The organism is Senegalimassilia anaerobia JC110, from assembly GCF_000236865.1.
Classification (GTDB): Bacteria; Actinomycetota; Coriobacteriia; order Coriobacteriales; family Eggerthellaceae; genus Senegalimassilia; species Senegalimassilia anaerobia.
The window spans coordinates 100811-114328 of sequence record NZ_HE611017.1 but is presented as its reverse complement, the minus strand read 5'-3'; the positions used below and the strand labels follow the sequence as shown (position 1 = coordinate 114328).

11 protein-coding genes are annotated in these 13518 nt (G+C 62.6%); 2 read left to right on the top strand and 9 right to left on the bottom strand.

The features are described from left to right. The first annotated feature begins 9 nt into the window (after positions 1-9). Together SFHG_RS08810 and SFHG_RS10245 are read left to right on the top strand one after the other, a co-directional pair. Positions 10-489 carry an HsmA family protein gene (locus SFHG_RS08810; RefSeq protein ID WP_042436460.1) on the top strand — a complete coding sequence of 160 codons (480 nt, stop codon included), beginning with the start codon at positions 10-12 and terminating at the stop codon, positions 487-489. 534 nt (positions 490-1023) lie between these two features. After that, a complete protein-coding gene (locus SFHG_RS10245; protein WP_052297907.1) occupies positions 1024-1338 on the top strand; it encodes a helix-turn-helix domain-containing protein in 315 nt (104 codons plus the stop codon). A 151-nt stretch (positions 1339-1489) separates the two neighbouring features. Here the strand turns inward: SFHG_RS10245 and SFHG_RS11015 are convergent, their stop codons facing one another. The 9 genes from SFHG_RS11015 to SFHG_RS08760 all read right to left on the bottom strand — a co-directional run bounded on the left by SFHG_RS11015 (position 1490) and on the right by SFHG_RS08760 (position 13140). Next, positions 1490-3067, bottom strand: a complete 1578-nt coding sequence (locus SFHG_RS11015) for a helix-turn-helix transcriptional regulator (RefSeq protein ID WP_042436457.1) — start codon at positions 3065-3067, stop codon at positions 1490-1492. Positions 3068-3228: 161 nt separating this feature from the next. Next, positions 3229-3873 carry a flavodoxin family protein BilS gene (gene bilS / locus SFHG_RS08795; protein WP_042436455.1) on the bottom strand — a complete coding sequence of 215 codons (645 nt, stop codon included), beginning with the start codon at positions 3871-3873 and terminating at the stop codon, positions 3229-3231. A gap of 259 nt (positions 3874-4132) precedes the next feature. Continuing rightward, positions 4133-5578, bottom strand: a complete 1446-nt coding sequence (locus SFHG_RS08790; protein WP_202898161.1) for an MFS transporter — start codon at positions 5576-5578, stop codon at positions 4133-4135. Positions 5579-5605: 27 nt separating this feature from the next. Continuing rightward, complete coding sequence (caiC, locus tag SFHG_RS08785) at positions 5606-7162, bottom strand: crotonobetaine/carnitine-CoA ligase (protein ID WP_042436453.1); 1557 nt, start codon at positions 7160-7162, stop codon at positions 5606-5608. 181 nt (positions 7163-7343) lie between these two features. Next, a complete protein-coding gene (caiB, locus tag SFHG_RS08780) occupies positions 7344-8558 on the bottom strand; it encodes an L-carnitine CoA-transferase (protein WP_042436450.1) in 1215 nt (404 codons plus the stop codon). A gap of 73 nt (positions 8559-8631) precedes the next feature. Beyond that, on the bottom strand, positions 8632-9780 hold the full coding sequence (caiA, locus tag SFHG_RS08775; protein ID WP_042436447.1) for a crotonobetainyl-CoA dehydrogenase: 1149 nt from the start codon (positions 9778-9780) through the stop codon (positions 8632-8634). Between the two features lie 78 nt (positions 9781-9858). After that, positions 9859-10851: an acetyl esterase gene (gene aes / locus SFHG_RS08770; protein ID WP_042436446.1), complete on the bottom strand. Its 993-nt coding sequence runs from the start codon at positions 10849-10851 to the stop codon at positions 9859-9861. A 73-nt stretch (positions 10852-10924) separates the two neighbouring features. Then, positions 10925-12217: an MFS transporter gene (locus SFHG_RS08765; protein WP_042436444.1), complete on the bottom strand. Its 1293-nt coding sequence runs from the start codon at positions 12215-12217 to the stop codon at positions 10925-10927. Between the two features lie 134 nt (positions 12218-12351). Continuing rightward, positions 12352-13140 carry an enoyl-CoA hydratase-related protein gene (locus tag SFHG_RS08760; RefSeq protein WP_042436441.1) on the bottom strand — a complete coding sequence of 263 codons (789 nt, stop codon included), beginning with the start codon at positions 13138-13140 and terminating at the stop codon, positions 12352-12354. Between the last annotated feature and the right edge of the window lie 378 nt (positions 13141-13518).

Here is a 13518-nt window from a genome sequence, read left to right as displayed (position 1 = left end):
GGTCTGAATATGAGTCCCATGCTTGCAACCGCTTCCGCCGTCATCTCCCTCGCGCTGGTCGCCTACACCATCGGCGTGTTCTCCGAGCGCCGCTCGGGCGAGCTTAAGCGCTCTCACCTGGTATTCTTCTGGCTCGGCCTGATCTGCGACTCCACGGGCACCGGCCTGATGTCCATCATGGCGCAGAACAGCGGCGGCGCCATGTCCCCGCTGCATCCGGTCACCGGCTTCCTGGCCATCGCGCTCATGCTGTTCCATGCCGCCTGGGCCACCTACGTCGTCTTCCGCGGCAACGAGAAGACGCGCCGCGGCTTCCATACGCTCAGCATCGGCGTGTGGCTGGTGTGGCTGGTCCCGTACTTCGTCGGCATGCTCATCGGTATCCCTGCGTTCCGCGTTTCTGACCCCGTCGCCCTTGCCGCTGCTGCCGGCGTGGTAGCCGTCCTGGCCTTGGCGCTGCTGCTCTCCTCGAAGCGTTCCCACGCGTAGGGGTTGGGTTTGCGCTGAGTCCCCAGGCGTGGGACTCGGTGCTGAAATCCTGCGAGCTTTCACCGAAGCCACCTTCCGCAAAAGCCGCCGTCCGATTGGCATGCGCGTTTCGCGCGCCGGTCGGGCGGCGGCTTTTCGTTGTCAAAAAGCGAAGTTGTGCGCTATAGTTTCACACGACGAAAACGTCCAGGCACAATCGTGGGGGCGAGCAACGGGCTTTGGCGGCATTCATGGAAATGCTGCTACGTGTCCTTCTCGATTTTGCGACCGTAAGCCGCTAATCTGGGCTTGTCGTCTCGCGGCGGATCGGTTTGTTGACTTACCGTCAGACCGGTGTCATGGACGTTACGTTTCGTCACGATACGGCATCAAAAGCGTTACAGCTTGCGTGGCGGATGTAGTATGTAGGGTACTATGTTTGCCTTATCAAACGAATGGCTTGCTGCCTGCAAGATATATCGGCAGCCGCGCAAGGCGGACGGGGCAAGCGGATATTATGAACGGTTGGCGAACGGGTCGCTGAAAGGGGGATTGATGGCAGATCAATCGGATGGCAATCTTGCCCCTAAGGGGAAGAAAGGGAAGTTGACCAATTCCCAGCTGCGCCTGCTCGGCTTCGTTGCGGCTTACGGCCCGGATGGTTGCTCCGAGACCAAGCAAGCGCTGGCGGGAAAGCTGCAAATCAGCTTGAAAACAGTGGATCGTGCGATACATCGCTTGCGCGAAGAGGGGCTTATCACGTCGCATGCTCGTTTCGGGGAAGACGGCACGCAGCTGAGCAACACCTACATCGCTGCCGCAATGGACGGTGAGGGCGATCACCAAGACTCGCAGAGTGAGCAGGAATAGGCCTTTTGAGCTAGCAGGCTCAAAAGGCCTATTCCTTATCAAGTCCTAGAAGGACCAAACTCCGAAAGCAAAGGAGATGCATGCTGCTTTGCCTTGCCCTATGCTGATTGATCAAGCTCAGGGTGACTTGCGCATTACGAGCGCCTTTGCCCTACTTCCCGAAAAATGCGCGGGTGAGGCCTGCTCGGGTTTGCGTGTCGGTCTTGCTGTAGATGCTTGTCAGGTGGCGTTGCACCATGCGCAGCGAAATCCCCAGGTCATCGGCTACTTGCTTGAGCGGGCGCTCGTCGGCGGTTACGGCGCGCAGCACTTCTTCCTCGCGCGGGGTCAGGCCGCTTCGGCTGATGAACTCGGCCTGCATCTCCTCAAGTGTCGGCGCGGCCGCGGCGGCAAGGCCCGCCTGGATGGCCTCGCGTTCCCCGACCGTGGACGGCAGGCGGAACAGCCCGGCGCCCACGAACGCAACGCTGACCAGCACGAACAGGATCAGCGACGCGATCATCACGGCCACGATGCCCGATTGCGTCAGCATCATGGAGACCCCCGACACGGTGAACGCGCACAGGTTGTTGGCGGCGCGGCCCATGCCTGCCCACAGCTGCGGCGTGTGCATGCGCGGCGCAAGCTGCAAGAACGTGGTGGTGAAGAACGTGACGAAGAACCCGGAGCTCACGTAAAACACGATCAGCCCGATCACGGGGCTTGCTCCGGCCTCAACGGCCAGGATCGATATGGTGGACAGCACCGTGACCGCGAACATGATGAACCCCATGTAGCGGCGTTCGCGGATGTCGAACAGGACGCCGGCGGCAAGACCGCTTGCTGCAAGGAACAGGCGCGGCCACGTCTCGACCGAGATTGAGCCCTGCGCGTTCGCAAGAGTAACCACGTTGTCCAGCGTGGAGAACATGCAGGCCAGCAGCACCACAAGCGCAAGAAGCCAGACAGCGCGGATAGCGGGCCTTGCGGCATCTGGGGTTGCTTGCTGCGGGGAGTCGGGGCTCGCCTGGCTTGGGCGATTCGCCTGGTCCGGGGAGCCGGCGTCCGTCTGCTCTGGGCGGGCCTTCTTCGGCTGGGCCACCAGCCTCGGCCTGATCGCTTGGTCTTGCTGTGTCTTTATCTCCGACGACTTCGACGCTACTGCTCCGCCAATTTGCTCGCTAGTGGCCCCGTTGTCCTTTTGATTTGCGGGTTCGCATCCTTGCTCTCCCGCCGCAAACACGGCAAGCGCGGCGATGCCGATGCACAAAACCGCCGTGCCCGCCATGCCCGCAGTCACGAACTGGTTGCTCAGGAACTGCAGCAGGATACCGGCGGCGTAAGCCGCGCCGGCCCCCTTGGCAAGCGACGGGCTTCCCTCGAAAGCGCGCGCCATGCTCCAATGCGCTTCGGCGCCAAGGCTTCCCAGCAGGAAGAACGCGATGCAGCCTGCGATTTGCATGGCAAGCGCGCTTTCCGCAGCGGCAATCGTGACCAGGGCTGCAATAGCTCCGACGGCTTCGATCGCCCGAAACGCGCGTCGTCCCCCTGCCACCTTCGCAATCAGCCCGTAAGCCAAAAAGCCGATGACGCTTGCGCCAAGGATCATCGCCTGGGCGCCCACAACCCTTTCGGCGCTGATAAGCAAGCCGATCCGGCTATCGAAGAAAAACTCGCTTCCCAAGAATGCGAACGTGAACAGCGCCAGCGCGGAAAGCGATTGGAAGGATTGTCTATCGACCGAGAACACGGCGCTCCTTGCAGTGCGGATGATTGGGTCTGCAATCGATTCTACCAATGCTCATGTGGCGCGCAGGTAAAAAGTTACAAGCGGCCAGCTTTTGCTGCGCGAGGGCAGGGAGGGGGACCCGTATGTGTGGAGGCGGTTGGTTGAGGTTTGATTGGCTTTCTCTACTGTTCGACTGCTTCGCTCACTAGATTTGCCAGCTTCTCCAAATCGTTGGCATCGGGGTGGGATAGGGCTTTGTCGAAGTTCTCGATCATGGCGTCGATGTTGGGCATGTGGTTAGGCTGTTCCTTCATCTTCACGTAGCGCTCGCGCACGGAAAGCGGCATTTTGCCCTGGCACATATAGGTCCCGATCACGGTGTTGCTGTCATCGACGAACGCCTTCGTTTTGTCCAGAATCGCTTGGAAATACGCCTCGCTGCCGCCGAATCCGGCGGTGCCGAACAGAAAGATCTTCCTGTTCCTCAACTGCCCCAGCAGCTGCTGCGTTTCCCGGTCCGCCACGCCTTGGTTCGTCCAAAAGCCCACGAACAGCGTTTCCGACGCGGGGATTGCGCTGTTGGCGCAGCTGCCGTCACCGTAGCTGTTGTCGCTGCCATCGAAGCAGCTCTTGTTGTTGCCGTTGGCTATGCTGCATTCGCTGTGATCGCGGTTGCCGTCGCTGTCGAAGCCGCCGCCAACGGCACCATTCACGCTCCCGAAATACTCGCACGTCCCTTCCGGCAGCGCTTCGCGAACAGCCTCCGCAAGCTCGGCGGTATTCCCCGTTCTGCTGCTGAACACGATCGAATAACCCTTGCCGCTCATGCCTGCCCTGCCTTCCGTTGCTTTCGAACGCTCTTGCTTTCCGAAGCGAAATCGTTTTTGCATTGATTCTATCCCTCGGCAAGCACCCCAGCACAACGTTGCCCGCCATCCTCTCCCAAAACGCAAAAAGCCCGCGGGGGATTCCCTCGCGGGCTTCGCAACCTCGGTCGCACGCCGCATGTCGCGCGTCTTCGCGCTCGCGTGCCCTTGCGGGCTCCGGCGCTCTCGTCGCACGCCTTGCGCGCACGCGGCTCTCGCCCTACAGCGAGCTTGTCTCGCCGAGCGATTTGCCGGCGGTCTCGGGCGCCATGAAGATCGACAGCACCAATCCCAAGATCACCAGGCCGGCGGCAACCAGCATGGTGGGCCCGATGCCGAACGCGGCCATGAAGATCGGCGTGCCGTACGTCGCTACGATCGTGCCGACGCGCGAGATGCCGATGGCCAAACCCACGGCCGTCGCCCTCACCTCGGTGGGGAACAGCTCGTTGGGGTAGAGCCACTGCAGGATGCCCGGTCCGCCGCTGAAGAACGCGTACAGGCCGAACGCGCAGATGATCACCGGCAGCGGCGCGGTGGGGAACAGGCCCAGCACGACCAGGCCCACCGCCATCAAGAACAGCGAGCGGATCAGCAGCGGTCGGCGGCCCATGGAGTTCAGCCAGAACATGGCCGGCAGCGAACCCACCAGGAAGAACAGGCTCAGCACGCTCTCGCCCAGGATCGCGCCCTTGCCGACGCCCAGGCCGAACGCGGTCATGATCTGCGGGCCGAACGTGTAGATGGCGTACATGGGAACCACCTGGCACAGCGTCAGGATGCCCAGGAACACGATGCGCGCGGCATAGCCCTTCGAGAACACCTCGGCGAAGCCGGCCTTTGTCTTCGGCGCCTCTTCCTCGCCCTCAAGGGTCACGTCGGCGCCGTAGACGCGCAAGACCACCTTGAGCGCCTCCTCTTCGCGGCTCTTGCTCTTAAGCCACAGGGGGGACTCGGGAACCTTGCATCTGCCGATCAGCAGGAACACGCAGGGGATGATGGCCGACCCGAGCATCAGCTTCCACCCGTTGTCGACGTCGCACAGGCAATAGCCCACAAGCGCCGCCACGGTGGCGCCCAGGTACCACGCCGCCGAGACCATGCCCATGGAGATCGCGCGATGGTGCTTCGGCGTGAATTCGGTGATGAGCGACGTGGCGATGGGGTAGTCGGCGCCCACGAACACGCCAATGAAGAAGCGGTATATCACCAGCTGCATGGGCGTGGCGTCGATCATGCTCAGGGCTGAGAACAACGCGATGGCGATGATGTCCAAGACGAACATCTTCTTGCGCCCGATGATGTCGGTCAGATAGCCGCCCACGATGCTGCCCACCAGGATGCCGAGCAGCACCGACGCGCCGATCGCCGCCGTCCAATGCGTGGTCAGGCTCATCTGCGCCGTGATCTGGGTCAACGCCACGCCGATCAGCGAAAGCACGTACCCGTCAAGGAAGGCGCCTCCGCTCGACACCAGCGTGATCTCGCGTAGAAACGGCGTCATGGCGGCTTCATCAAGGGTCTTCTTCCCGCCCTTCGCACCGTTCGTCGGCGCCTCTTGGGAGCCCCTGACACGGCCCGCGCCCTTCGCGGCCCGCTTCTCGCCGCCCTTCGGCACCCAGGCCGACGGCATCACGTCTCGCTTTTGCTCGATTACATCGTCCATGAGCGCCGTCCTTTCCGTTCGTTGCCGTTATTTCAAAAGCTTCTTCTCGATCTTCATGCTGCAGGTGCGGGGGAAGTCCTCGACGATCTCGACGATGGAGGGCACCTTGAACGCGGCCATGTTGCCCTCGCAGTACGCGATCACCTCGTCGGCGCCGATGGTCGCGCCGTCCTCGGGCAGCACGAACGCTTTCACCGCCTGGTCGCGGATGGGGTCGGGCACGCCGATGACCGCGGCCTCCTTGATGTCGGGGTGTTCCTCCAGAATGCCCTCGATCTCGGTGGTGGAGATGTTCTCGCCCGAGCGCTTGATCATGTTGCTCTTGCGGTCGAAGAAGAAGAACCAGCCGTTCTCGTCGTAGTAGCCCTTGTCGCCCATGCGCAGCCAGCCGTCGTTGGACAGCGCCTCGGCCGTGGCGGCCTCGTTGCCCAGGTAGCCGAGCATGATCGAACGCCCGGGGACGCCCTTCACGCAGATCTCGCCCACTTCGCCGGCGGGCAGCTCGTTGCCCTCTTCGTCGACGATCTTGGCCTCGTAGCCCAGGCCCACACGGCCGATGGAGGGCCAGTTGCGCTCGCCGGTGGGCGGGTCGGTCAGCACCCAGCCGACGGACTCGGTGGAGCCGTAGGTGTTCATGATGCGCACCCCGTAGCGTTCCTCGAAGGCCTCCTTCTCGCGCGCGGACACGGGTAGGAAGTACAGCATGTCGCGCAGGCAGTGGTTCTTCTCGTCCGGGTCAACCGGCTGCAGCATCAGCGTGCGCAGCATCATGGCCACGCACTGCGCCAACGTTGCGCGGTAGTGGCGAATCTGGCTCCAAAACCTGCTCGCGCTGTACTTCTCGACCACGATGAGCGTGGCGCGGGCGGTCAAGACCGGGGTCAGCGCCGCCAGTTGGAAGTTGGAGTGGCACGCGGGCATGGTGGAGAACATGCGGTCTTCGGAGGTCATGGCCGTCTCCCAGTCACCGTAGTAGCCGGAGTAGACCATGTTGCCGTGGGTTAAGATGACGCCCTTGGGATTGGAGGTGGTGCCGCTCGTGAACAGGATCTCGCACGGGTCGTCGGGGGACAGGTCGCTCGGGGCTTCCAGCTCGGTGCCCTCGGCGGCTACCAGCTCGGAGAACAGCGGGTAGTCCATGGCCTCCTCGCCCCCTTCGCTGCGGGCCACGATGATGCCCTGGTCAAGCCTGCCGCCGGCGTGGATGGCGTCGTAGAGCTCCACGTAGCAGGGCTCCACGACCGCACGGCGGGTGGAGCACATGTCAAGTGCGTACTCGCACTCGGCCTGCAGATACTGCTCGTTCATGGGAACCAGCACGGCGCCGATCTTGGCAAGGCCGAACAGGCACATGAGGAACTCGGGGCAGGTGTGCATCTGCACGGCCACGTGCTCGCCGCGCTCCACGCCCTGGCTCAGGAACATGTTCGCCGTCTGGTCGATCAGCTCGTTGAAGGCGCGGTAGCTGTAGGTGGCCACATTGCCCTCGCGGTCCTGGAAGATGAAGAAGTCCTTGTCGCCGCACTCGCGAGCGAGCTTGTCCCACAGGCTTGCGAGCGTTTCGTTGCCAACGATGTCGACCATGTCTTCTCTCCCTTGATCCCTTGACCGTTGCTTCCTAGCTTTGGCGCCGTTTCAGATGTCTTGCATTCGACGAGGGGCGCTCCATACCCCGTCGAATGCAAGGCCCCTATAGAAGCCGGGCCCTTCTCAGGGCCCGGCCGTCATTCCGAAAGGGGAGCCTTCCTCTCGGAACCTTCAGCTGTTATTCAGCGACCTTGACGACGCCGCTCTCGTTCAGCGCGGCGATCTGGTCGGCCGTGTAGCCGAGCTTGGTCAGCACGTCGGCGGTGTCGCCGCCCTGCTTGGGCATCGGGCGCCACACCTGGCCGGGGGTCTGCTGGAACTTGGGGAACACGCCCAGACCCTTGAAGGTCTTGCCGTCCTCGGTCTCCCAATCCATGAAGTCCTCGCGCAGCTTGAGGTGATCTTCCTTCACGAGGTCCTCGAACTCCATGACGACCTGAGCGGCGATGCGGTGAGCAGCGAAGTCCGCCTCGATCTCGTACTTGGAGTGCTCCAGGCAGTACGCCTCGAACGCGGCCTCGATCTCGGCAGCGTGCGGGTTGGCCAGCCACAGGCCGGAGGTGTCCTCCGGGATGTCCTCGGTGCCCCACAGGTGACCCAGGCCGATGGTCTCCAGGAAGTACTTGTTCTGGTCGACGCCGTACAGGCACACGCCCAGGAAGCCGTCGTTGCACTTGTACTCGCCGATGCCGCAGAGGTTCTGGTTGCGAGCGCCCGGGCGAGGCCACAGGATGCCCTCGTTCAGGTAGTCGACCAGGTAGTACTGGCCGATGGCCAGCAGCGTCTCGTACATGGCCAAGTCGATGCTCTCGCCCTTGCCCGTGCGGTTGGCCTTATGCAGCGCAGCCAGGGTGGAGGAGACGATCATCAGGGAGTTGAAGTAGTCGCCAGCGTAGGGGCCGGGGTTCATCGGCTGCTCCTGCGTGCCGTTCTGGCTCATGTAGCCGGAGTAGGCCATGACGGTCAGGTCGTAAGCGGCGCGCTTGACCATCTTCGGGTCGCCGGACTGGCCGAAGCCGGACAGGTGCACGATGACGAGCTTCGGGTTGATCTCCCACAGCACCTCGTCGGTGATGCCCTTGCGAGCCCAGGTGCCGCCCTTGGAGGCCTCGATGAAGACGTCGGCGTCGGCCAGCATCTTGAACAGGATCTCCTTGCCCTCATCGGAGAAGTAGTTCATGGAAACGGAACGCTGGTTGCGGCGCTCGGCCTGCTTGACGTAGGCGGTGTCGCGGATGGTGTCGCCCGCGCCGGTGTTCTCCAGCCACGTGACGTCGGCACCCCAGTCGGCCATGAGGTCGCAGGCCTTCGGCGCTGCCAGCTCGACTGCTGCGTAAACGACCTTGACGTCGTCCAGAACGCCGAAGGACGGCTTGTTGGTTTCAAGAGCCATGATGAATTCCTTTCGATTCGGCGGCGCGCTTTCCGCGCCGCCGTCTTTTGGATCCGTTTGCTAGCCGCGTGAGTTAGTCGCGGTACTTCTTCAGCTCGAACTTGGAGGCGGTGAGGATCATCATCTCGTCGGTGCCGCCGGAGACGCGGTCCACACGCAGGTCGCGCCAGATGCGCTGAGCGCGATGCTCGCCGGCCACGGCCACGCCCGCCAGGATCTGCATGCCGTCGTCGACGACGGAGAAGGCGGAGTTGGCGCAGTAGTACTTGCACATGGCGGCGGCGCCGGGGTCGAACTTGCCGTCGTTGTTGTCGGCCTCCCAAGCCGTTTCGTACAGCATGTTCTTCATGTTCTTCAGCTTGATGGCCATCTCGGCGACCTTGAGCTGGTTGAGCTGCTGACGGCCGATCGGCTTACCGAAGGCGATACGCTGGTTGGCGTGACGACAGGCATCCTCGTACACGGCGATGGACATGCCGTAGTCAGAAGCGCCGACCAGCCAACGCTCGAAGTTGAAGTCGTTGATGCCGCGGGAGAAGCCGTTGCCCTCCTTGCCGAAGATGTCCTTCTCCTCCAGCTCGACGTTGTCCATGTAGACCTCGCAGCAGGAGTCCATGCGCAGGCCCAGCTTGTGCAGCGGGGACAGGGAGACGCCCGGCTTGGACATATCCAGGAAGAACTCGGTGAACATCTCCGGATCGTCGGCGTTCTTGGCCATGATGACCAGGTACTTGACGCCAGCGGAGGAGGTGATGAAGGTCTTCGTGCCGTTCAGGTAGATCTTGCCGTTCTCACGCTTGTACGTGGTCTGCAGGGCGGCAACGTCGGAACCGGCGCCCGGCTCGGTGCAGGCGGAGTTCCAGATCTGCTCGCCGGTGCCCAGGGTGGACAGCACGGCCTCGATCTGCTCCTCGGTGCCCTCGCGGATGATGGTCTCGAAGCCCGGCAGCTGGTACAGGACGTAGGTCGGGGCGCCGTAGCGGCCCAGCACCTCGTACACGGCCATCATGGTGACGGCCGGCTGCTCCAGACCCAGACCGCCATGGCTCTCGGGGAGCATGATCAGGTCGAAGCCCAGCTCGCACAGACCGCGGACCCAGCGCAGCGGGTACTCGTGCTTCTCGTCGCACTCGGCGAAGTAAGCCTCCCAGTTCTCGCTCTCCATGTAGTCGCGGTAGCTGTCGACGATCAGCTCCTGCTCATCGGTCAATTTGAAGTCCATTGCATTCTCCTTGTCGATATCCAGAGCGGCCTTTTGCCGCGCTGTCACAATGTGGTGGGTAGTGCGTATCGGCTACGGTTAGCAGCCCATCTGCTGACGGAAGTGCTCCGCGCCGTGCTCGAGCGCCAGGTTGGCCTCGTCAAGCATCTTGGTGTAGTGCAGGAACGCGTGGATGACGCCTTCGAACATCTCGAAGCGGTGGGGGATACCGTATTCCTCGAGGATCGTCGCAAGTGCCGTGCTGTCGTCCTTCAGGGGGTCGTACTCGGCTGCGGCGATGTAGCAGGAAGGCATGTCGCGCGTAAGGTCGTTCAGGAAGAGGTTCGCGTAGGGGCTCGTCTCAAGCTCCGCCGTATCCTCGGCGTAGAGCTCCTTGTACCACTGCCACTCAGCCTCGGTCAGGCCGTCCCAGGGGCCGCCCAGAAGGCGCTGGGAGGCCGAATCCTTCAGGCCGTACCAGCCGTAGAACAAAAGGAGGCACTTGACGTAGTCGGAGCCTCCCAGCTCCTCGCGCAGGTACATGGTGGCGGCCAGGCTCAGGTGAGCGCCACCGGAGTCGCCGGCGAAGGACAGGCGGTTCCCGTCGATGCCGTACGCCTCGCCCTGCTCGTGCAGGTGCTTGGCGACGCAGGCGACTTCTTGAACCGCCACGGGGAACTTCGCCTCGGGCGAAAGACGGTAGTCCACGGCTGCCACCGCGGCGCCCGTCTTGCTTGCCAGGACGCGGCAGATGCGATCATGCGTGTCCAGGTTGCCCAGAACGAAGCCGCCGCCGTGCGCGTAGACGATCGCCGGCAGGGTCTCGCCGTCGTTCGCAAGGCTTGCGCGGTCCTTGGCGGGGTAGTACAGGCGAACGGGGATGTCCCCATGCGGGCCCTCGACCTTGCAGTCGACCTTCTCGGCCATTTCCGGGCCGCCCTCTACCCAGTAAGCACGCCCAGCGGTGTAGTTCAGGCGCATCTGCTCGAATCCGGCGCTCGTGTCGTTGGCGTTTCCTGCGAGCTCGTCTTCCTTGGCGAGCACCGCACGCATGCCCTCGTTGATTTTCGAGAGGACGTCGATCTTATTCATGTCTCTTCCTCGATTTTCTAGGGCGCCGCCTTGTGGGCGGCGCGCCTGAACGGCTGGGGTGGGTAAGTAAACGCTAGTTGGCGGACTCCGCCTCGGCGGCGGCGTTCTTCTTCATGGCGCGGCGCGTCATGACCAGGCAGATGCAGCCCAGCACGGCGAAGACGACCAGCGCGACGAAGATGGTGTTGAAGGCGTCCGCGCCCTGGGCGTCGATCAGGCCGCCGAACCAGGTGTGGACGAAGGTGTCAGGCAAAAAGCCGATGACGGACAGCAGGCCCGAAGCGGTGCCGAAGATGCTCATCGGGACCTTTGCCTCGGTAAGGGGCGAGGAGCCGATGGAGAAGGCGCCGTAGGTCACGAAGCCGAGCAGGACGACCAGCACGGCGATCGGGATGACCATGCTCGCCTCGCGAGGCATGATCATGAAGGCTGCCAGCACGATGACGCTTGCGGCGAAGAAGATCAGGATCGACTTCGAGGGGCTCTTCAGCTTGTCAGCGAAGATGCCTGCAGCCGGGCCGGCGATGAGACCGATACCATAGGTACGGATGAGGCCGACGACGGAGACGATGGCCACCGGAGCGGCGAAGCAGGTGGTCATGAACGGCGTGGTGTAGGTGACGCCCATGTACACCAGGTACACGAAGAAGTAAGCCAGGCAGGCCCAGATAACGCCGGGGTGCTTGATGGCCGTGACGACCTCGCTCAGGCTGAACAGCTTGGTGTTCTTGTCGATCTCGCCCTTGAAGTCGGGGATGAAGATGAAGGACAGCACACCGAGCACGGCGATGACGACGCCCAGGAAGACCAGCAGGATCTGGATGCCCTGGGAGGCATCGGCGATGGCGGAGATGATGGCCGTGTTGATCAGGCCGACGATCAGGCCCGCAGCGCCGTAGATGGAGTAGCTCACGCCGATCTTGGAGGCGTAGTCGGACTCAGAGCAGCACAGGCGGACGATCTTGAAGCGCGTGCCCCACCAGATCAGGATGGAGGTGATGCCGTAGCCGACGAACACCACGTAGAGCATCTGGATGGACGGCAGCATGGCGTAGATGAAGGTCAGAACCGCGGTGGCGCCGAAACCGACCCAGGACAGCGTGCGCATGCGCACCTTGTCCGCGATGATGCCGGAAGGCAGGTACGCGATGACCGCCACGATGGCGTAGCAGGACAGCAGCGCGCCCAGGTCGGCATTGGTGCAACCGAGGCCCTGCATCAGGGGCTCGTAGAAGACGTTCTTCAGGTAAACGGGCGTGTAGATGATGGACGAGCCCATGGAAACGAGGACGATGAGGAACCACTTGTGGAAACCGCTCAGGTCCTTGTAAGTGACTTCGCCCTTGCTCTTTGCGAGCAGAGACATTGTGGGATCCTTTCTTCGTGCAGGTTCGCCCGGTCCGTTACCGGGCGGTCGGTGCGGCTTGACGCCGGTGAACGCGAAGGGGAAGGAAGCTGTTCGGGAAGCCTTCCCCTTCGCAAGGAGAAAAGAAGCGGGAGTTACTTGCCCTGCCAGTTCGGCGTGCGCTTCTCGACGAAGGCTGCGGGGCCCTCGATGCCGTCCTCGGTCTTCTCGATGAAGCGATAGGCGGCGTCGCAGTAGCGCATTGCGTCCTCTTCGGACATCTGGGAAGCGGCATGCACGATCTGCTTCGTGAACTTCAGGGACAGCGGAGCGTTCTTGGCGATCGTGGAAGCGATCTCCAGAGCCTTGTCCATGAGCTCCTCGGCCGGCACGACGTAGTTGACAAAGCCGATCTCCTTGGCCTCGTCGGCGTGCACCAGGCGAGCGGTCAGCAGCATGTCCATGGCGGCCTTGCGCGGAACGTCGCGGGCCATGCGGACCAGGCCGCCGGTGGAGGCGATCAGGCCGACCTTGGGCTCGGTCAGGCCGAAGCGGGCATGCTCGGCAGCCACGACGATGTCGCAGGAGACGGCGATCTCCATGCCGCCGCCGGCAGCAACGCCGTTGACGGCGCAGATCGTCGGCTTCGGGCACAGACGATCGGTGATGCCGCCGAAGCCATGGTCGGTGACGGTCATGCACTCGCCGCCGCTGGACAGCTCGGAGAGGTCCTCGCCGGCGCAGAAGGCCTTCTCGCCGGTGCCGGTGACCACGATGACGCGGACGCGCTTATCCTTCTCCGCCTTGTTCATGATGTCTTCCATGGCGGCAGAGGTCACTGCATTGATAGCGTTGCGCTTCTCGGGGCGGTTGATGCGCATGATGAGCACGCCGTCCTCGCGAAGGTCGGTGACGACCTCTTGGGTTCCGTGGAAATCTGCCATTGCTCCTCCTTTTATATGGATTGCCTTGAGCCGTTTCGACGAATGCTGTGCGCCTCGTGTCGTTCCTTTGATTTTGATTCGGACGTTTCGCGAGATGCACGCTCGGCTCGATTTCGCATGCTAGGAGCCGGGGTAGGCGGAAACATCGCCACAACTTCGGTAAAGCGCTAATAGCAAGAAACAGGGGCATCATCAGAAACTTGCGAGGGGCGCTTTCCGGGTGTCATATGTGGTCGAAGCCCACAAAACGGCGAAAACCGCTTTACGCCCCTTGAAACGAGCAAAAAGCCCATTTAAAAGCGTACGTAGCCTCTCAACAGGGGCTTTTGCCGCATAGTTAAAAATTATCTATAGAGGATTGCAAATCCCCTGTTCAGG